The sequence below is a fragment of the Leptospira ognonensis genome (genome assembly GCF_004770745.1).
Classification (GTDB): Bacteria; Spirochaetota; Leptospiria; order Leptospirales; family Leptospiraceae; genus Leptospira_A; species Leptospira_A ognonensis.
This window is the reverse complement of the sequence record NZ_RQGD01000022.1, coordinates 60,428-80,618: the sequence shown is the minus strand read 5'-3', so window position 1 is coordinate 80,618 and position 20,191 is coordinate 60,428. Positions and strand designations below refer to the sequence as shown.

The following is a 20,191-nucleotide window of genomic DNA, read 5'->3' as shown; positions in this document are numbered from 1 at the left end:
AATTTTCTGGGAGGCCGATATTTAAGTAGGAAACGTATCCTCTCATGGCCGAGCCTAAAGATAATTTATCTCCGGAAGATATTCAACAGATCGAAGGTCTACTTTCGGCGCTGAATAAAAATCCACTCTCATCGGAAGAGTTGAACCCGATGGCGCGCGTGTTACGCGAGAAGTTAGGATACACAGAACCAACTCCCATTTCTGAGGAGCCCACGGAATACGACGAATCTTCTGACGACGATTCCCCTGATTCCGGTCTATCAGGTGATGATCCGTTTGGCGATGGACTCGATTCTGATTCGAATGATGATGGTCCACCGCCTTTCCGTGATATAGACGGCGACGATGACATCGACCTTGATGAATTACTGAACGAAGGTCCCCCAAAACCAAAACCTCCCGTGATGGAAGATGCAGATCCATTTGCTGATGTGTCTCCAACTCAGGATGAACCTTCGTTAGACGATTTTGATATACCTACTGAAGAGCCATCTGCTGAATTGCCAAATGAAGTTGAAGAACCCTCGTTTGGTGAAGATCCTTTTGCAGATCTAGGCGGAGAAACGCCTCCAGCCTCGGATGATACCGATGCTGATCCATTTAGTGATTTTGATACCCCGCCAGTAAACCTTGATTCGGAGCCAACTGAAACAGATCCGTTTTCAAATTTAGATGACTCTGCTGGTGAATCATCCTCGGAAGAGCCTGCATTCGGAGATGACCCTTTTGCTGACATGGGAAGTGAACCAACATCTGGCGGAGAGGATCCATTTGCCGATTTGGGTGCTCCAGCCGCAGAAGCAGATTTAGGTGGAGATCCATTCGGTGATCTTGGAAATGAAACCGAAAATGCTGATAGTTTCGCTGCCGATCCGTTTGCATCAATGGATGACACGCCAGCAACGGAGACCGCCGATTTTGATGATTTAGGTGCTGGTTTTGATGATCCGCCAAGTATAACAAACGAGGAACCAATTTCTTCCTCAGGTGGTTTCGATGATCCATTTGGTGATCTCGGTGTTGGAATGGATCCTCCAGGTCTTGATGATGATTTAGGAGGTTCCTCCTCTTTTGACGATTTTGCACCTTCTATTGATGACATGCCTGTCTCCTCTATGGAATCCTCCGATGATTTCGGTGGTGGTGGTGGAATCGATGATGATTTAGACGCTCTCGGTAAAGAAGACGAACCTGAAGAGGATTTAGATGCTGGGCTTTCAGATGAAGATCTTGCCATCATTCAACGAGAGTTAGTTAAATATCCGCCTAAGTTAAGACGTACGATCATTGACAGCTTAGTCAATAATCGCATCCCTATAAAAAATCAAAGGGAAATCATCGAACTGATCAAGGCACAACAGAAGCCAGAAGACGTAGCCGTCTTCTTGGGATCCTTGCTCGGAGAAAAAGTTGAGTTATCGGACACAAGTGGGAAATTTTCAGCTGATGGTGTTCCGATCATCGCCAGTAAAGATGCCTATACAAAAGAAGGTGCGGTCAGAAGACGAGAATTAATTAGAAAAACGATCATCTCATCCGCGGCAGCTGTATTTTTAGTGATCAGTCTTGTTTCTTTCTATCGATACGTTTGGATTCCTTACTCCGCCGGCGGACAATATGAACTCGGTCTTGATAAAATTAAAGATTATAATGATGAGAATGATCCGCTCGAAAAGAAAAAGTTACTGGTGGAAGCCGAAAATTTCTTTAATAAAGGGGAAGAAATCAATCCTTTTAGTTTGGAATACTTAAACAAATATTGCGAGGCATATTCTAAAGTCGGTCTCTATGAAAAAGCCTTTGAAAAATGTTTTGGTAAGGTTGAGCCAGATTTCGGAACAGAGCCTGCGGACAAAGAACATGTAAGATCATGGGAAAAACGTAAAGAGGTTCCAAACATTTCGCTAACTAGTAAATCAAAGTGGCAGGACTCTGGAGTCGATCATGCTGGTAAAAAACACTTTATTGATCACGAATTTTCTTTGGTTTCTCAAGATAAAGTACCAAGAAAGGTGATTAAAGCCGGTGCTTACATTGCCTCAAGACTCAAATATAATATTCATGATATAAATACCTATCTTGCTTTAGGAAGATTTCATTCCAATCATAGAAGGGATTTCCGCGAGTTTCCACCGGGATCTTCCGCAAAAAATTACAAAAATGATCATTTGGCTATCGAATATTTCAAACGAGTGTTTACTGATTCAAACGATCCACACAACGCGGATGCTACGGAAGGAATTGCGAAGATATATTATCATAAAAAAGAATTTGGAACAGCTGTTAAATACTACAATGATATAATTGAAAAATATCCAAAAGATCCCAAAGGGCACGGCGGTCTTTTATCAACATATATCGAAATGTGGAAAAAAGATGGAAATCCGCAATACGTTTTAAATCATCATAGACAAGTCAGAAATGCGCTTAACGTAGAAGATGAATTGACCCTTGCTGTTTTAGCAAAGCTTGCCTCGTTTTATATTGATTTGGATTCTGAGAATGTAAGAATCAGATACAATATCAACCCAGAAGATCAAGTTTCGGGAATGGAAATTGATGATAACGTAGAATACCTGCTAAACATAGTATATGGTAAGGAGAATGGCAGTAAATTTGCTGAAGGATTTTACCAACGTGCAAGGTATTACTTTAAAAAAGAAGAGGCAAGCCGAGCCTTAAAACAATTAGAACTCGCAGCGACTTATGATAAACGACATTACTTAGCAGTTTTGTTAATGGCCGAATATTATATGAAAGTTGAAAATACTGTAGAGGCCGAACGCTTATTAACTGAGGCGGAAGAACGTTATAAGCAATATAATTCGAAGTTTGGTGAGAATGATGAAGACGAAACCTTACTCGAGGGTAAACCAGGCAGAATCTATTTCGATAAAGGTAAAATGGCGTTTCTTGCAGCGGCAGGTGTGAATCGCGTTGATAATGTTAGAGATTTCCCAGGTAAAAAAATATATCCTGCTCGAAGTCTTGGACAGTTGTCATCTGAAGAAACGTCAAGGCGAAATGGACTCATAAACGCGAAAGATTATTTTAAGAGTGCGCTGGAAGCAGATGGCGGTGTTGCCAATGATCCAAAAATGTTAAGAGAGATTCAGTTCTATCTAGGTTGGATTGATTATAATTCTGGTGAATTTGCTTCTGCGCTTGATTATTGGTCGGAGTTGCCAGACGAAGATATTTACAATAATCCCACCTTGTTGCTTGGAAAGGGAAATTCGTTTTACTATACACGGCAGTACAATGCGGCGCTTGGAAATTATCTTAAGCTAAAAGATGATTATGAACAGCGTGAGTTAACCATTGGGCGACTTGAGCCCGAGAATTCGGATCATCAAGAAATTTACCAAAGCTTAACGGCTCTCTATAATAACATTGGTGCCGTTTATGAGAAAAAGCAGGATCCTATAAATGCCTTAAAATTCTATTGGAAGGCCATGGAGACAGCTCGTCGTATAGGCATTGTTAGCGAAATTGCCACATCGAATAAGGATTTGGTTTTTGCAAGGGCTAGAATTGAGCGGGAACCGCTTTTAGAGGATTGGTTGCCGCCCACTTTGGACAAAATTAAGGATATGAAGTAATTAAGAAAGGCTAGGGAAGATCTCTAGCCTTTGTATTTAAATCTTTCGATCAATCCAAGTAACAAAAAGTAAACGGTCTCCCACATACGTCTAAGCCGATAAGGCCTCGTGATGATCCTCCAAAGCCAGGATAGTCCTCTCGATTTGAAATAATCTGGTGCCTTTCTATCTGCGCCGGATAACATATCAAGGGCGCCACCCACACCCACAACAAGCGCCTTTCCAAAAAAACCGGTATTGTTTTCTATCCAGATTTCTTGTTCGGGGAAATCCATCGCAAGGAAAATGATATCTGGTCCAGTTTTCCGAATCGCTTCCTTTACCCGCATCTCTCTTTGCCGGTCTAAGTGGCCTGCTTGTCTTCCCACAATTCGAACTTTTGGAAAGTGACGTGTTAGATTGAAGAAAACGCGCTCAATGATCTCGTCCTTCGATCCAAATATAAAAATAGTAAATTCTTTTAACTCGGCAAGTCGAATCAAATCCATCATGACAGCAATCGGAGTGACTCGCTCTTTGATACGACCAGAACTCATCCAGTTGATGCCAGCTCCTTCCACAAGTCTCGTGCCTGCCTTCTCAGATATCCTATGTAGAACTTTTCCTGGTCGCATTCTCATCAGCTTGATCGGATCTAAGAAAAGTACATAGTGCATAGACTCTTTTTTTTCTAGGACCCGATACAACTTTGCGATGGCTTCGTCAGTTGTTACGTTGTCGATGGGTACCCCTAATACCTGAATTGTTTCTAATTTAGAAACATCGATATTTTGATACTCAAGAAGGATGTCTCTCTCTTCTTTTGAGGAATTGTGAACGATTTCACTAAGCTGCTTCATATCAGGAATGCTATCCTATAATTACCCATTCAAAACTGTTACCTTTAGACGTTTTTGTGTCGCCTCTAAATTTTTTAAAAGGATCATTTTTTCACTTGGATTTTTAGATGTGAGACAAAGAATCAAATGACAATGTCTCTCAATCTATCAAAAATATTTCTTGTCTTTTTTCTGATTACTAGCTCTAGTTATGCGGAAAAAGTTACGATCTTTGGCACTTTAAAAAATGGAACGAATGGCGGTGTAGGTAAGGCAGACTCAATCAAGTTGATTGCCTTACAAGGTGCAATGCTACCTCTGGCTGACCTCGGTCCCCAATCAGGGTCCTTTCGATTTCCGTCCATTGATGCACCTGATGGAGCACCAATTCTCGTACAAGTTACATATCTAGGTGTAAATTATAATAAAATGGTACCTCCCGTCCCGAGATTTCGTACCGTAGCACAAGAAATCACTGTGTATGAAATGACAAATTCATGGGATAGTATTAGTATAAAAAGTCTAATGCAAGTCATACGAGAGAAAAAAGGTTTGAGAATTTTTAAACTTTTTCTCATAGATAATAAAACCACTCCGAATAAATCGTTTCTGTCTGTCGAGAAACCCATCGAATATTACATTCCGAAAACGGCGACGGAAGTATTTGCTCAAATCCAGCAGCCAGGCTCAAAAATGGCGATTCCTCTTTCGACACCTGAGGGCAAAAATTTGGGCCGCATCTTAGATCGGGCAGTTCTGCCTGGTATTTCAGAATTACAGGTATCTTATCTAATTTCGAATGATGACGATGTCATCGAAGAACGTCTGTTAATAGAAGGGGAATCTGGATCTTTTCCTATTTTTGTAAAACCTGGAGATATGGAACTCGAGATCCTCTCTGGAGGGACATCCACTCGTCTAGAAAAAGATATTCCAGTGGGCCTCAGTGCCTATGCTTTGGTTGCCTCAGAGACCCCGAAAGTGGTAAAAATGAAATTCTCTGGCGGAAAAGCGGTGCCTGCTGCTTTGACTGGCAATCCGGAAATCGTAAATGGAACTATTTTGACAACCTGGGATACATCGACATTTGCGGTCGTGGGATTTTTAGCCTTATTTTTCTCGTTGTCATTCCTTTTTGTTTATAAAAAGTCAACTAGCACGGTAAAACCAAAATGACAACAATTGCCCCACCAAAAACCCTCCTTCGATTTATCGGCTTATCAGAATTAGCTGGCCATGGACCACGCGGAATCTTGGCCTTCTGGGTCATACTCGGTATGGCATTCTTTTTGTTTGGAGATCAAAATCTGATCGCACCAAATATGAAAAATATTGCCGCGTCTCTAGGCATTACCAACCCCGAGGAGATTGATTGGAAAATGGGAGGGATCATTCCGATACTCTTCTTTATTTTAGGCGGAACTGTTTCGTTATCTATGGGTTATCTTTCTCAAAATTTTTCTAGAAAGAATTTACTACTCATCACAGTATTACTCGGCGAAGTTCCTTGCTTACTGACAGCGTATGCGGAAACGTATAATCAATTTTTGATCTTACGTACATTATGTGGTTTTGGATTAGGTGGCATTTTTCCGATACTTTTTAGCATCATTGGGGATTACTTTTCTTCGCATTCAAGAGCAGTCGCATCTGGATTTGTCTCTCTTGCCATGGGACTAGGTATAGGTGTAGGTCAGCTCATGGGTGGGATTCTCGGAGAAGCAGATCCGATCAACGGTTGGCGTGCAAGTTTTATATATATGTCGGTTCCTTCTTTCTTTTTTGCAGCCATCTATTTATTATTTTGTAAGGAACCAAAACGAGGCGGAGCAGAAGATATTGTCTCCGAAGATGAGCTGTCACATAAAATCACATGGAGTGATTTTATGATTTTATTTCAAAACAAAACAAACTTGGGCATCTTTTTACAAGGGTTACCAGGTTGCATCCCTTGGGGTGTGTTCTTTGTCTTTCTAGTAGATTATTACGAACATACGTATGGATTTGGAAAGGCCGAAGCTTCCGGCTTGGTTACCTTCGCTGCCATAGGAGTTTTTACCGGTACTTTTTTTGGTGGAGTCATCGGACAATGGCTTTACAATAAAAATAAAAAATACCAACCGATTTTATGTATGGTTACGACGATGTTAGGAGTCATACCTGCGGTCATGCTTCTTTATGCACAAGGTATCATTCATAATTCCCTAGCCTTCTTATTTTTAAATATTTTTACTGGGATTCTTATTTCAATTACAGGTGCCAATGTTCGAGCAGTATTATTGAATGTGAACGTTCCTAAAGCAAGAAGTGCTATCTTTTCAATTTATAATCTTACTGATGATTTAGGAAAAGGCCTCGGTCCAGCAATGTCGGCGATCATATTAGGGTTAACGCCAGATAGGGGACTGGCTCTTTCCATTTCAATCTTATTTTGGATTCCATGTTCCTTGGCTTGGATTTTAATCATTTTTAATTACGAAAAAGACGAGTTAAAGATGAGAGAACAATGGCAAATGGAGTTGTCTGGGCAGAGAAAATGAAAGCTTTTTTGATAGACATCGAAGGTACTACTGCTCCTATCTCTTTTGTTCATGAAGTACTTTTTCCCTTTGCACGGAATAAGATGGCATCCTTTATTGAAACTTACGAGATAGATTTACATGAGTTTACGGAAATTAAGCATGAATTCGAAAGAGATATTGCAAAAGCAGATCCAGAATTCTTAAAAATATTTCCAAAGATGGTTTCCTTCTCTAAAAAAGAAATTTCAACTTATTTGTGTTATTTGATCGATGTAGATCGAAAATTCAGTCCTCTCAAGGCGATTCAGGGAAAAATTTGGAAAGAAGGATACGAACAAGGTGTACTCAAGAGTATCCTTTTTTCTGATCTTCCTGAATTCTTAAAAAATGCTAAGGAAAAAGGTATACTTTCTTATGTGTATTCGTCTGGAAGTGTTCAGGCACAAATTTTAATTTATAAATATTCAAATTTTGGGGATCTTACTGGTTTTTTTACAGATTATTTTGATACAAGTATGGGCGGGAAAAAAGAGGTTCAAAGTTATCTCAACATCGCCCATCATCTAAATTTGGATCCCGGAGAAATTGTTTTTTTTACAGATATTGTAGAGGAGGGCATTGCTGCCAAGGGTGCTGGCATGGAGGCCATCATTCTTGATCGTCCAGGTAACATCGAGCAGCCGGCTCACGACTTTAAAACTTTGAAGGATTTACTTTCTTTTTTTCGATTTGGGTAATTTGATTTCAATCGATTTTAGTTTTTGCCAAAATCGTTTTAATGTCACTTTCCAATCTTCTTTCTGGGCATTCGGCTTTGCTAACTCCACAACTGTAGGGGATGCTTTTACAGTCTCAACGGGTGCACTTGCCATCAAACCAAGATCTATTTTTAAATATTTTTTCTTAATGATTTTAAAATCCATTTTAGCATCTAATAGACGCACAATTTCTTGGATGATTGCCCATTTAACCTTATTTGGTGTCAAGGCTTGGTAGTTTTCTATCATCTCGTGATAAAGTCGATTCGTTACTTTCGGATTAGAATGAAAGAGCAAGAATCGAAAGTGTACATTTCCTTTCAAATCTTGCGTAATGATCAAATCATTATGAGAGAATTCTGTAAAAGGTGGAAAATCTACCAACCTTACAACAATTGAATTTACCAGATCTAAACTATTATAAATTTCAGTTTCAGGATGAACTTTTATCGAATATGTAATCTTTTCATCAGGTATTACATCATTGATAAAGCTAACAAAGTTTACTTGGTCTTTAAAAGGCACTTCTTTCATGACTTCTAGTCTAGAAAGTTCAATGATATCATCCATAACTGAGTCAATGGATGAATGAATTTGAATGACTTCCTTGATGATACTTTTTTCCTTCGATTTTTCTTTACTTTCCCTATATTCCTTCAACTTCTCTTTCATTTGTGTTAGAGGTTGACTAATCATAGCGTCCATATAGAAAAATATTTTTTCTCTCAATGAGTCTGCTTCTTTTAATCTATCAAATCTCATCAGTAGTTTTCGTTTCATAATAAGAAATTGAAAACGTAAGGCTAAAGTCATTAAAATCAAATAAACTAAAAATGAAGTTTCTAAAGAGGAAACAGCATTTAAATACCCCCTCTCGATTGATACCTCTTTGATGATTGCATAAAATAAATACGTTAATGCGATGAGATGAATCCAAGCACCGCGCGCATTTTCTTTAATTTTTTGAATGGTTAAGTGCATCGCATAACCTACAATAAAGAATAGGTTGATATCCCAGTATCCTATGAAATTATACCAAAAAACAGGGCGAGGCACGATCAAAAACATCAAAAAGAAAACACATTGGAAAATCAGATATATGAATTGAAGTCTGATTGGTTTCAATTCAAAAAAGTCTTGGATAAACTTTATAAATCCGTATGGAAGAATTAATAGAAAACCATACTCCATTAACTTGAAAAATGTGAAATAATCACCGATAAAGAACCGTGCCTCATTTCTTGAGAGTTCAAAAGCTGAGAAGATAAGTGCCAAGATGCTAAAGCTGAAGTATTCTTTTTTATCTCTCATTTTGAAATAGTTAATAAAAAAGAATAAAGCAATGAATAAATAGAATCCTACAAAGATAAGCTCTTTCAACGATTCATAATTTTTCGCCTCAACAGCTTCCTCGTATGTTACAATCTGAACGGGTCCGGTAATGATACCGGCCGATGTAGTTAAATCAGAATCGATGCGAATGACTAGAACATTCTCGCTCTCTAGAATCAAATTATGGGGAATGGGATAAATTCTAGGACGACCAAAAGAATACTCTAAAGGATTTTCTCCAAAAGGAGAATTTCCTTTGCCAATTAAAACTCCATTTATAAAAACTTCATCGTTTTGATACACGCGACCCAATTCTAAAGCAAGTGTTGTCTCGTGTTGGTCTTTTGTGATTTCAAATGATTTTCTGATCCAGATTGGACCACGATACGAACGATTTAAATTTCGAAGGTTTCCAGGAATGGAGGTTAGCTCTAATGAGCTTGCGTTAAACTCAGGACTGAGAATTTCTGCGGAATGATCAAAAATTACCCCCCAATCCTCGCCGGAGAGAGAAACCGCGACTGCTTTTTCATCTATTTTCCTATTACAATTTCCGAGAAAGATGATACTTGAGATGAGAATGATAGCAAAAAGAGTTTTCTTAATCATGGTTTTTTTCTTTGTTCAGGAATTTTGACAATAAATCTTGCTCCCATTCCTTCGGCTGATTTTAACGAAACCGTTCCACCTAGATATTGTGCTGTCGCCTCAACTAACGTGAGTCCAATGCCTGCTCCCGGAATTTCACTTTTGGATTCTTTATATCCACGAACAAATTTTTGAAAAATTGTCTCCATTTCAATTTGGCTCATACCTAAACCTTCATCTGTGATGATTAGGTGATAGAAACCGTTTTGGAGATAAAATTCTATACTTACTTCCGTTTTTACATCTGTATATATGTATGCATTTTCCACAAGATTGCGAATCATAACAAAAATGAGTTCAGGTATCTGGAAAATTTCCAGAGATTCTGGCTTTACTTCGATAGATAGATTTTTTCGTTTCTGTCCTAAATGATTTTCAATCGAAGATACGCATTCTCGAATCAGTTTAGAGATTGAGAAAGTTTCCCATTCGGGAGAGTATGTTTTTTCTTCTAACTGTTTTAAGAGTAGGGCTTCCTCAACCATATAACCCATATATGCGATATGATCTTCTGCTTGCTTAATGACATCTACCGAATTTAATGTTTCTAACTTTGTTTTTGACTTCGTTTTTTTAGCAGGAGCCGTCGCCTTTGGCGGATTGGCAATTCGATTCATCGCCAATTGAATTTTCTCCATTCCTGATTTGAATTCGCTAGACAGATTTAAAAGAAATCCTGTCTTTACACGTTCCATCTGGATCAATTCTTTTTCTTGATCCATAAAATTCCTAAGACCCAAAACCATATCGTTAGACAACTGGATCGAGATCATCACAAGAAATAATAAAAAGCCTACATAAATTGTTCCAGGAAAAGAGATAATCTCGAGTGCTGATGCACTATCAATCAAAATTGTAGGAAGTAGGCAGGCAAGTCCGATCAAAATGTACTTTAATCTTCCTATCATCTCCTTTCCATAACGTAAAAAAATAAAAAGAGCAAGTCCAAGGGCTACCGGTAACGCATAATTGAAGAGTGCAATGACAAGTATCCAAGATTTTGGAGTCCGAAAGAATAAGGTTACTATAAAAAGTACACCTAAGTATACTTCGTAACCGATAAGAATCAAATTCCTTTTTACCTTTAAATACTGATGTAAAAAGTTTAAAAACAGAGATGGCAAACAGATCAATAACAAAAGTTCGGTGACATAAGACCAGGTAAAACTTTCGAACAGAATATTCCGGTGTTGGGTTCTAAGTAATACATAGAAACCGATAAAAATGGAGAAAAAAGCAAAAAAGAAGTTTTCACCACTTCTTCCACGGACTATGGAACCGATTAGAAAGTATAACCCCATAAAAATAAAAACATAACCGCAAACAATAGCAAAGAGTTCGCTTGTGAAAAGATTGTCACGGAGTGTTCTCTCTTTATATATTAGGGGTGCTTCCTTTAATCCATTTAAATTCGTAGCCGCATAGATTCGGATGGCAATAGTATTTGTTCCTGCTTTTAAAATATGGGAAGGAAGCGAGTAGATTCTAACTTTCTGGAAATCTACTTCCAATTTAGGTAAAACGGATCCTGTATGATCGATGAGTACTCCGTTGAGGAAAAATTCATCAATATCTCGTATGCGTCCTAATTTGATGGCAACAGGTTCAACGGGAACAGAAAAATTTTCAGGTAAAACAAAGCTACATCTATACCAGTGATATCCCGTTAGGTTTTCTGTTTTTGAAATGCCATAGTCTGGCACTGATCTTTGCACCCAAAAACTCTCTTCGACACTCTCATCGCGCCAATCTAAATTGTCCCCTTTGCGAAATTGCCAATTGTCTATTAAGGAAATCGGATTTTCCCAAGAGGTGATAAACGTTCCGCAGGACTCGCTGTAGATTTCTGTCGAAATGCAAAAACAACATAACAAAACTGCAAAGGTAAATTTGCTGACTGAGAAAAAGCGAATCATATTGGTTCGACGTTTCGGATCGCTTCTTCGATTTCTTTGAGCTGAGTAGAGATACGAGCATCAATCGCACCCACGTCAGTTTCAATAATAACACCGCCTCTATCCACACGCGAGTCTTCGTAAATGTTAACTTTTCGGAGAGACTCCATGAGTTTAATGAGCTCATCTTTATGTGCGGTAGTTAGTTCAAGATCGGCAAAATTTACGCGAATATCAATACGATCTCTGTCTTTAATTCGTTTCATAGCCTCACGAATATTATTAAGAACTATTTCTTTACGTTCGATGATCTCATCTTTAATCACTTTTCTAGCAATGACAAGGATCATTTCTACCATTTGTTTTTCGGATGCAGCGATCATCTCTTCTCGAATATCAATCGCCTTACCTATGATAGTTCCCAGACGGTCAATGAGTCGCTTCACTTCCCCTTGGCCTTTCTTGAAACCGACTTCTCGTCCGGCATCGTATCCTTTTTGGTAAGCTTCATGTTCAATTTCAGCCTGCTTCATCTCGGCTTCTTTGATCATTCGTTCGACTTCCATTTTCGCACGATCTAATATCTGTTCTGCTTTTGCGCGTCCTGAATCTTCTTCGAGTTTGATCTTCTCCTTGGAGTCCTGGATCATTTGGAAGGCTTTTGTTCTACCTTCCTCTTCGATTTCTTTCGATCTTTTTTTTGCGTCTTCTAGAAGTTGTCTGACTTGCTCTTCTGTTTCTTGTCTGTACCTAGAAAGTTCAGCCTCGATTTCCTCAATCGAAGGACCTTGGTACTGTTCGATGATGTTACCTTCTTGGTCGATCTCGAAATCATCTTGTTCTTCTGATTTATGAAATTTTTTATACTTATCTGGAAGTTGTATTTCAACTTCTTCTTGTAAGTCGGCAATTTGAATGGGTTTAAATACTAGCTTTGCCATAACCTTACTTTTTTCTCCAAAGTTTCACTTTACCTTCTTCGATATCTTCTCGCAGTCGATCAAGGATACCTTTTTGGGCTTCCTCAATTTCAAGAAGTGAAATAGGGCCGAGCGAGTCCCATTCCAATTTGATATCCTTCACAAGCCATGCTTCTAAATTTTCAAAGATAGAATCTTTGAAGGAAGTTTCAACTCCCTTTAGCGCGCACGCGATGACGAGTGGGTGTATCTCTGCCATAAAGCGAGTCAAACTCGTTCGACCCAGGTAAAGCAGATCTTCCAAACGAAAGTAGTGTTCTATAATAGTTTCGGCAAATTCGGGGCTTTTTTTCTGAATTCGTTCAATTAAATTTTGAGAATGTTGCAACGGCAGCCGGGTGAGCAGCTCGCCAGCGGTTTTGGCCTTTCGGCTTCGCACTTTGCCCATAGGGGTTTTATTGGCGATGAGTTCGGTTTTGAAACGCAAAAAACGTTCGAGTTCGTCCCTTTCCCTTTCCGAATGAAAATCGATTTGGGAGAGAGAGAAAATGATTTCTTCCCGCAAAGAATCGGGGTATTGCCCGATGACCTCAGCGGCTTCTTCCGGATTTGCGAAGGCTAGGAGACGAGCGACAACCAGAGGGGATTCCTCATTGACGAGGCTCGCCAATTCTTCTCGCGATTTTTCCTGCAAACGGTCCGTGAGCGAGCGATTTCCCACCTCCTCTGCAAGCATTTCTTCTAGAATTTTCACCATATTCTCTTCTTCCGAAGGAAAAAGGGCCATTTCGGACACCGGATCTGTAAGTAACTCGGACTTTGGGGCAGAGGGAGACAATCCGGACTTTTTTTGTAGGAAATGGGTGAAAGAGAGGAGGATGCTTTTTTCATCCTTTGCTGTAGGTTTTAAATTCGTTCCGACCTTTTCTAAAAGAAGTTCTATCTCCGCGGGCTTCAAATGCTCGAAAACGGCATCCGGTAAATAGCGTCCCAGAATCTGGTAGGCGAGAGCGGCACGATTTTTTCCCAGATTCTTTGGCATTTAGAAGACATAATGCCTAAAAACCGATCTCTGTACAAATCAATTTTTATCCGCTTTCACAGGTCTTGGCAATAATTTTCGGAGTGAGATTCGCTCCAAGCAACCGTCTGCTTACCTTGATTGCAGTTTTGTGTTCTCTTTAAACTGGTGATATAAAATTGAATGCACTTGGCGTTTTAAAATTCTAAGAGTTAACGATTAATTCATTTCTCTCATTTATATAATTTTTCTAATAGTATAATATGGGATATGGTTATATTTTAAATGTCAAATGAAGTAACTATCGAAAAGAAAGTAAAAGAAGAAATCAGAATTAGAAGTCGTTCTGCGGACAAAGTTTTTCTCATCCTCTTTCTTCTTCATGTTCCCATTGCGATTGCCTTCTCTTATCCTTACGCAATGTTATTGCCGACCGCATTCCTTTCGGTTTTTGCTATTTTTTTTGGCGGTATCTCATTTATTCTCTTTCGCGGTGAAAGAAAGTTAAGAATTATAAACTCATGTTTGGTGATGCTGTGGTCAGCGATTTTTATCCAAGCCCAACTTGGCCGGATCGAGATGCACTTTCATGTTTTCTCTGCGATTGCACTTTTGCTCATCTACGAAGATTGGATTATCTTTATCAGCGCAGGTGCCTTCATTGCCGTCCATCATGCCTTGTTTAATTTGTTTCAGATGTTAGAACTAACATTATTTGGGGTTCCCATCCAAATTTTTAATTATGGATGTGGATGGGATATTGTCGCCCTCCATGCATTTTTTGTGATCGTAGAATGTGGAACTCTTGCATATTTTGCTTTCATTTTTAGACAGAGGTTAGTAAGTCAGATCCAATCAATCACTATTGCCGAACAATCGAACATTTCGTTAAGAGAGTTAGCACGTGAAGCAAAAGCAAGGTCCGATGACTTCCAAAAAGTAAATTTTAATCTCATCCTGACCGCAAATAGTTGGAAAGAGAAAAGTAATACGGAAACAAATTCATTAGTGGCAATTGAAACTAGTATTTCTCAAAACTATGACAGAGCCGGACAAGTATTGCACGCAGGCAATGACCAGCAGTCGTCTACGAAAGAATTGAAAGTAATATCAGAAGAATTTCTTCAAAAAATTAATTTATTCAATGAGGCAACTAACCAAGCCACTCTAGGAATGAATCTCGCAATCGGAGAAGCGGATAAAAGCGAGAAAGGGATCAGCAAAATCGTAATTTCCTTTGATTCACTGAATCGGTATAGCTCTGAGATGGACAAAATTTTAAAAGTAATTCGTGAGATTGCCGAAAGAGTCAACTTACTGGCATTAAATGCTTCTATTGAAGCCGCTAGAGCAGGAGATGCTGGTCAAGGATTTAGTGTCGTTGCTCAAGAAGTTTCAAAATTGGCAGACTCGACCAAGATTGCACTCCGAGATATAGGTACCATTGTAAAAACTATGGCTTCAGAGATACAGAAAGGTCAAACTGAATCTTTAGAAATAGTCAAATTAAACAAGACATTCATTTCCAAAGTAAAGGATGCGGGAGGCATGTTAACATCAATCGAAAATACACTCATCGATGCAGGAAAGGACCAGCAAATGATGAAACACCAGATTGAAAAAGTAACTGATCAGAGCAATGAAGTTGTCTCTCAGGCTAGGGGTCAGGAAGAACTCGTCATTCAAATCAAAAGTGATCTCAATCAATTGAAAGATAGCGTGGAGGATTCCAAACGGCTGGCCAATGAGATTGTTACGCTGATCGATGAAACGGAAAAGGGTTTTCACGCAATGAACATTTTGATCAGTGAAATTTCCTAATTCGGTTTGAAACAGTTTTTATTCATTTTGATTTTAGTTGGGATCATCTCAGGACTGTTCCTCGGCACCATTACTCAGAGTCTATTTAAAATTAGAGTGAAGTTAGAAGAGCCGATTCAACTGACAACCGTGGAGAAGGAAATCCTTGAACTGGGTCAAAATTCGAAAGTAGATTCGATCCTCTTTACTGGATATAATAATTGTTATACTGTGTGCGCTAAAACCCTACCAATTCTCCAGAAAATTGCAAAAAATCATTCACTCGGGAATCTGCAGGTCATCTTTATTGAACTTCCAAATAGCGATGGTCAGAGCGCATTTTTAACTTCCAACCAATTTCCAAATGTAAAATGGGTGAGATTACCACCTGAACAAAAAAGCAAACTGCTCAAGATCATACATCTAGAAAGTTATCAGAAAAGTCATCATTCCAATCTTGTTCTCCTTCATAAAAGTGGTTCCGAAGAGATCGAATTTTTGGAAAATTTTTCTGAAACCAAATTTGAGGAATGGAATCAAAATACGAAAAAATCCTTGTCTCTTTAGGTAAAATCGTGCAAACTTAGCAATCGGAGTAAGTTCATGAGCCAAGCCACTATTTCAAATACAAAAAACGGGAACCACATCCAGACAAAGGATTCAAAGAGTTTTACTCCCAGCGATATCGCTCGTATTTTCCCTGCTCAGAAGAAGAAAGCCCTCGAGCTTCGCACCTCAACTTCAAAAGACCGCATAACTAAACTCAAAAAATTACGTGATGGTATCTTTAAATACCAATCAGAAATCCAAAAAGCCTTATATAGTGATTTTCATAAATCCGCGGCGGAAGTGGATATCTCAGAAATCCTACCTAGCATTGCTGAAATTAACGATGCGATCCATAATTTAAAAACTTGGATGAGACCAGTTCATGTAAGTACACCGATCACATTGTTTGGCGCAACTAGCAAGTTGGTTTATGAACCAAAAGGTGTTTGCCTGATCATTGCGCCTTGGAACTATCCATTTTATTTGGCAATCGCTCCTCTTGCGGCAGCCATTAGCGCTGGCAATACGGTTGTAATCAAACCATCTGAATACACTCCGCATACATCTCATGTAATTCAGGATCTCGTCAAAGAAATCTTTAGTGAAGAAGAAGTGGCTGTTTTTGATGGCGATGTACACGTTTCTACTGCTTTACTTGAGATGCCCTTTGATCATATTTTTTTTACTGGCTCGACACCAGTCGGAAAAGTAGTTATGGAAGCTGCTTCCAAGCACTTAACGACTGTCACTTTGGAGTTAGGTGGCAAGTCTCCTTCAATCATTGCAGAGGATGCTGACTTAAAACTAGCAGCTGAGCGCATCATGTGGGGTAAGTTTTTAAACGCAGGACAGACTTGTGTTGCTCCGGATTATCTGCTGATCCCGAAAACTAAAGTGGATGCCTTCGTAAACTATGCAAAACTTGCAACAGAAAAGTATTTTAAATCAAAAGACGATCAATTCCAAACGAACGCAGATTTTTGCCGTATCATCAATTCGAGAAATTTTGCTCGGGTTTCTGGTTACATTGATGAGTCCGTGAAGAAAGGTGCAAAAATTGCATTTGGTGGAACGGTCAATAGCAATGATAATTTCATTTCGCCAACCATTCTCGTAGATGTTCCTTTAAATGCAAAAATTATGGAAGATGAGATCTTTGGACCACTATTGCCAATTATTGGATATGATACTTTGGATGAAGCGATTGGAATTGTAAATTCGAAACCAAAACCACTCGCACTTTATATATTCACAGATAGTAACAAAACTTCAAAATACATCCTGCAAAGAACTTCTGCTGGCGGCTCTGTAATCAATGACGTGATCCTACATTTAGTAAATTCAAATCTTCCATTCGGCGGGATCAATCATTCTGGCCACGGTAGTTACCATGGACACTTTGGCTTTAAGGCTTTTTCACATGAAAGGTCTGTCTTACAATCTCCAAAGCTCTCGATGCCAACTCTGATGTACCCACCTTATACTGGTTTTGTGAGATTTATTGTAAACACTACGACAAAGTGGTTTGTTTAATCTGAGAAAAGATTGCTGCCTTCGGGCAGTCTGGCCTTCTTTTCGTAGCAATCAGGGTATTTTTTAAAAAAATGAGAAAGATTCTAATGTTTGTTTCGTCCTATCTTAGGGATCTTCGTATCTATTTTTAAAGGCAGGAATTGTGAGCGAGCAAGAATCGATTTCGACAGATCAACTGATACAATTTGAATTCTCAGAAGATTCCCTAAATTCTTTTCGAAAGAACAAATATATATCCATTGATTTGTATGATAAGGAGGGAAAACTCCTTATGTCGAAAAAAAAGAATCCTACCGAAGATGATTTTGGTAAGTTGCTCCGGATAGAACTCCAAGGTGCTTATTATCTTGCCAAAGATCACCAAAGGATCAGCGTAGGAACTTCCACAGAGACTGATTCCAAAAATGTAAAACTATTTGATGCAGAAAAGACGACCGAATTTGCAAAGCAGACTGCTTCTCTTCTGAACGATCTAAGGAAGGAAACTTTCTCTTTGGAGCATTCTGCAAGAGTTCAAAAATCGATGAATGCCGTCTTAGATGATTTTACCAGTAATCCCGATTTCGAACATGGATTGTTTAACATATTAGAGATATTGAATGTGGCAGGTGTACCATTAGAATCTGAACTTATGACAAAACGCACGATTGTTGCGATGGGTATGAAAGTAAGAACAAAAAAAATAGTAACAGACGAAGATAAAAAACCCAATAAGAAAGATCATCTTGCTGTCATGACCGCAAGTTTTCTAGCCGATATCGGCTATTCAAAGTTAAGTCTAAGCGATAGTCCTAAGCTTGGAAAAGAAGAATACGCCCTTATCCAACAACATCCCACTCTCAGCTACCTAATGACTTTGTCTGCTTCCGATATTCCAACAGAAGTTCGTACCTTGGTATTGAACCATCATCGTCCTTTTCGAGGTAACGGTTTAAATAATAATTTTCCAGATACAAAAAACGTTTTCAATAAGTTAATGCTCGTTAGAGATAAATTTTTGAAAGATTTAAGTAAGAAAAAGATCATTGAAGACATTGAGGTTCAATTAAAAATCCAAGAGAGTAATGTATCTTCAGTAAATTTTGAAGAGGATATTGCGATTCTTTCTTTGGCAAGCGAATATGCATCGCTCACTACCAATCAATCTTGGCGCCCTGCTTACAAATCCTCTACTGCCTTAAAAATAATCGTAAATGATTCCTTTTTCTCGTATAGTAACAAAAACATAAGACACTTGTTAGACTACGTGGGAGCAAGTTTGACCAATAATGAAAACATTATAAACCTTGGAGATTTTGTCATTACAGCGTCAGTAGATTCGGAAAAACGCGCCCACTTCGATATCTGCCAAGTCATAGAATTGGATCGATACCAAACAAGGCCAAAAATTCAAAGAATCTGCACCATTAAACCTATCTTTAAACGGGGTTTAAAATATCATATTGAAGACTTTGATACACAAGAGATTAAAATGGATAGAAGAAGAGCCATCACGGATCTCGCATCACAAACATCGAGCACCCAAAGAATCATTTACCTGATCGATCCCATTTTGAATGGCCCCCTCTTTGAAATGGCGAGCAAACTAAGCACCGTCGGTTAAAAAATGAAATGACCTAGTCGGAATTCCCGTAAATTTAGTAGGAGCATGCCTAAAGATCCTGCTAAAAAATTGGAAGAGCTTAAAAATTTGTGGTTTAGCCAGCCGTTCAGTCTTGGGATTCCCATTATTGACCTGCAACACCTGTGGCTTGTTTATACAATTTTAAATCTGGAAGAAGCTTTAACGGATGTAACTTTAGAATCATTCTCAGATGACGTTAAATTGTCGTTTACCAGGGCTCTTGAATACGTCTCAGAACATTTTGCTCTGGAAGAAGACATTTTAAGCCATTTTAATTATCCGAATTTTGAACAGCATGTTGAAGGTCACAGGAATTTCGTAGCGAAGCTTGCTGAAAAATTTAGCGGCGCGGAGAATGATGAAGTTGCCGCACTTGGTTTACTACAGATTTTGAAAAAATGGCTCTTTCAGCATATACTACATGATGATGCAGACTATGCAGATTTTTTTAATAAACAAGATATAAAGGTTAACAAATATTCTAATCAGATATTAAAAGAGAGGAAATATACAATCTCGAAAGATCAATTATTGATCTATCAAAATATATCAGCAGCTGAAGAATCTACCCAAGTCCAAACTTCTGAATCTTCTGACATCGTTCAGGATATTCGGAAAATTTGGAGAACATACAATCTAGCGACTAACATACCCATAATAGACCTTCAACATATGTGGCTCCTCAAAATGATCGTTGAGCTAGATAAAATATTAGCTTCTGGAAATGTTACAAATGAAGTTTTACATAATATAATAGTCCAAGCAATCGATTATACTAAGGATCATTTTTCTGTAGAAGATCGAATTATGCGCCAGTTCCGATATGTTGATTTTGCCAATCATATGAAGCAACATAAGCGTTTTATCGACTTCGTCCAACTAAGAAGTGATGAAAACAAAAAAGGAGATCGGCTCGTTGCCGCTCATCTAATACAAGATTTAAAGAATTGGCTTTTATCGCATATTGCGTTTGAAGATAGGAAGCTTGGCATTGCTTTTAAAGATCGGGTGAGAGAGCTATCAGATTTTACTAAAAAACTTCATCAAAATGGCGAGGTTTCGATCTCAGCTGAGCAAAAAAACTTATACAAAGCCGTGCTAGAAAGAAATTCAGACGTCTGATCCAGGGTTTTTCAATTGCCACCTGGATTTTTGCTAGAAATCCTGTT

Annotated in this window: 14 protein-coding genes; 9 read left to right on the top strand and 5 right to left on the bottom strand. The window is 38.7% G+C overall.

The window, feature by feature from the left end; genetic code table 11:
- Positions 1 to 44: 44 nt before the first annotated feature.
- Positions 45 to 3,602 (top strand): tetratricopeptide repeat protein, encoded by a 3,558-nt coding sequence (locus EHQ58_RS06290; protein ID WP_135623033.1) that lies wholly within the window; start codon positions 45 to 47, stop codon positions 3,600 to 3,602.
- 23 nt (positions 3,603 to 3,625) lie between these two features.
- Here EHQ58_RS06290 and EHQ58_RS06285 read toward each other — a convergent pair whose 3' ends face one another.
- Positions 3,626 to 4,441, bottom strand: a complete 816-nt coding sequence (locus tag EHQ58_RS06285) for a WecB/TagA/CpsF family glycosyltransferase (RefSeq protein ID WP_135623032.1) — start codon at positions 4,439 to 4,441, stop codon at positions 3,626 to 3,628.
- A gap of 132 nt (positions 4,442 to 4,573) precedes the next feature.
- Between EHQ58_RS06285 and EHQ58_RS06280 the strand changes: the two genes are divergently transcribed.
- From EHQ58_RS06280 to mtnC, 3 genes are read left to right on the top strand one after another with little or no spacing between them, the layout of a single operon-like run.
- Positions 4,574 to 5,596 (top strand): hypothetical protein, encoded by a 1,023-nt coding sequence (locus EHQ58_RS06280; RefSeq protein WP_135623031.1) that lies wholly within the window; start codon positions 4,574 to 4,576, stop codon positions 5,594 to 5,596.
- Positions 5,593 to 6,960 (top strand): MFS transporter, encoded by a 1,368-nt coding sequence (locus EHQ58_RS06275; RefSeq protein ID WP_135623030.1) that lies wholly within the window; start codon positions 5,593 to 5,595, stop codon positions 6,958 to 6,960. Before EHQ58_RS06280 ends, EHQ58_RS06275 begins: the two co-directional genes overlap by 4 nt.
- Positions 6,927 to 7,679, top strand: coding sequence for an acireductone synthase (gene mtnC, locus EHQ58_RS06270; protein WP_135623029.1), 753 nt, complete (start codon positions 6,927 to 6,929; stop codon positions 7,677 to 7,679). Before EHQ58_RS06275 ends, mtnC begins: the two co-directional genes overlap by 34 nt.
- On the opposite strand, the gene EHQ58_RS06265 is transcribed toward mtnC, so the two are convergent.
- The 4 genes from EHQ58_RS06265 to EHQ58_RS06250 are packed head-to-tail and all read right to left on the bottom strand — an operon-like array spanning position 7,653 to position 13,537.
- Positions 7,653 to 9,641, bottom strand: coding sequence for a 7TM-DISM domain-containing protein (locus EHQ58_RS06265; RefSeq protein WP_135623028.1), 1,989 nt, complete (start codon positions 9,639 to 9,641; stop codon positions 7,653 to 7,655). The genes mtnC and EHQ58_RS06265 overlap by 27 nt on opposite strands.
- Positions 9,638 to 11,596 (bottom strand): sensor histidine kinase, encoded by a 1,959-nt coding sequence (locus tag EHQ58_RS06260; protein WP_135623027.1) that lies wholly within the window; start codon positions 11,594 to 11,596, stop codon positions 9,638 to 9,640. The genes EHQ58_RS06265 and EHQ58_RS06260 overlap by 4 nt, the downstream gene beginning before the upstream one ends.
- On the bottom strand, positions 11,593 to 12,516 hold the full coding sequence (gene fliH / locus EHQ58_RS06255) for a flagellar assembly protein FliH (RefSeq protein ID WP_135623026.1): 924 nt from the start codon (positions 12,514 to 12,516) through the stop codon (positions 11,593 to 11,595). Before fliH ends, EHQ58_RS06260 begins: the two co-directional genes overlap by 4 nt.
- Before the next feature lie 4 nt (positions 12,517 to 12,520).
- On the bottom strand, positions 12,521 to 13,537 hold the full coding sequence (locus EHQ58_RS06250; protein WP_135623025.1) for a FliG C-terminal domain-containing protein: 1,017 nt from the start codon (positions 13,535 to 13,537) through the stop codon (positions 12,521 to 12,523).
- A 264-nt stretch (positions 13,538 to 13,801) separates the two neighbouring features.
- On the opposite strand from EHQ58_RS06250, the gene EHQ58_RS06245 reads away from it, so the two are divergent.
- The 5 genes from EHQ58_RS06245 to EHQ58_RS06225 all read left to right on the top strand — a co-directional run bounded on the left by EHQ58_RS06245 (position 13,802) and on the right by EHQ58_RS06225 (position 20,144).
- Complete coding sequence (locus EHQ58_RS06245) at positions 13,802 to 15,337, top strand: methyl-accepting chemotaxis protein (protein ID WP_135623024.1); 1,536 nt, start codon at positions 13,802 to 13,804, stop codon at positions 15,335 to 15,337.
- 6 nt (positions 15,338 to 15,343) lie between these two features.
- A complete protein-coding gene (locus EHQ58_RS06240; RefSeq protein ID WP_135623023.1) occupies positions 15,344 to 15,883 on the top strand; it encodes a hypothetical protein in 540 nt (179 codons plus the stop codon).
- Positions 15,884 to 15,919: 36 nt separating this feature from the next.
- Positions 15,920 to 17,398 (top strand): aldehyde dehydrogenase family protein, encoded by a 1,479-nt coding sequence (locus EHQ58_RS06235; protein WP_135623022.1) that lies wholly within the window; start codon positions 15,920 to 15,922, stop codon positions 17,396 to 17,398.
- A 142-nt stretch (positions 17,399 to 17,540) separates the two neighbouring features.
- Positions 17,541 to 19,001, top strand: coding sequence for an HD-GYP domain-containing protein (locus EHQ58_RS06230; RefSeq protein WP_135623021.1), 1,461 nt, complete (start codon positions 17,541 to 17,543; stop codon positions 18,999 to 19,001).
- 45 nt (positions 19,002 to 19,046) lie between these two features.
- Positions 19,047 to 20,144: a bacteriohemerythrin gene (locus EHQ58_RS06225; protein WP_135623020.1), complete on the top strand. Its 1,098-nt coding sequence runs from the start codon at positions 19,047 to 19,049 to the stop codon at positions 20,142 to 20,144.
- Positions 20,145 to 20,191 lie beyond the last annotated feature (47 nt).

What these genes read in the sequence shown, in the direction of transcription:
- EHQ58_RS06265 (WP_135623028.1), bottom strand. Translation starts at nt 9,641, where the DNA reads ATGATTAAGAAAACTCTTTTTGCTATCATTCTCATCTCAAGTATCATC.
- mtnC (WP_135623029.1), top strand. Translation starts at nt 6,927, where the DNA reads ATGGCAAATGGAGTTGTCTGGGCAGAGAAAATGAAAGCTTTTTTGATA.
- EHQ58_RS06245 (WP_135623024.1), top strand. Translation starts at nt 13,802, where the DNA reads ATGTCAAATGAAGTAACTATCGAAAAGAAAGTAAAAGAAGAAATCAGA.
- EHQ58_RS06235 (WP_135623022.1), top strand. Translation starts at nt 15,920, where the DNA reads ATGAGCCAAGCCACTATTTCAAATACAAAAAACGGGAACCACATCCAG.
- EHQ58_RS06225 (WP_135623020.1), top strand. Translation starts at nt 19,047, where the DNA reads ATGCCTAAAGATCCTGCTAAAAAATTGGAAGAGCTTAAAAATTTGTGG.
- fliH (WP_135623026.1), bottom strand. Translation starts at nt 12,516, where the DNA reads ATGGCAAAGCTAGTATTTAAACCCATTCAAATTGCCGACTTACAAGAA.
- EHQ58_RS06275 (WP_135623030.1), top strand. Translation starts at nt 5,593, where the DNA reads ATGACAACAATTGCCCCACCAAAAACCCTCCTTCGATTTATCGGCTTA.
- EHQ58_RS06250 (WP_135623025.1), bottom strand. Translation starts at nt 13,537, where the DNA reads ATGCCAAAGAATCTGGGAAAAAATCGTGCCGCTCTCGCCTACCAGATT.
- EHQ58_RS06280 (WP_135623031.1), top strand. Translation starts at nt 4,574, where the DNA reads ATGTCTCTCAATCTATCAAAAATATTTCTTGTCTTTTTTCTGATTACT.
- EHQ58_RS06285 (WP_135623032.1), bottom strand. Translation starts at nt 4,441, where the DNA reads ATGAAGCAGCTTAGTGAAATCGTTCACAATTCCTCAAAAGAAGAGAGA.
- EHQ58_RS06260 (WP_135623027.1), bottom strand. Translation starts at nt 11,596, where the DNA reads ATGATTCGCTTTTTCTCAGTCAGCAAATTTACCTTTGCAGTTTTGTTA.
- EHQ58_RS06290 (WP_135623033.1), top strand. Translation starts at nt 45, where the DNA reads ATGGCCGAGCCTAAAGATAATTTATCTCCGGAAGATATTCAACAGATC.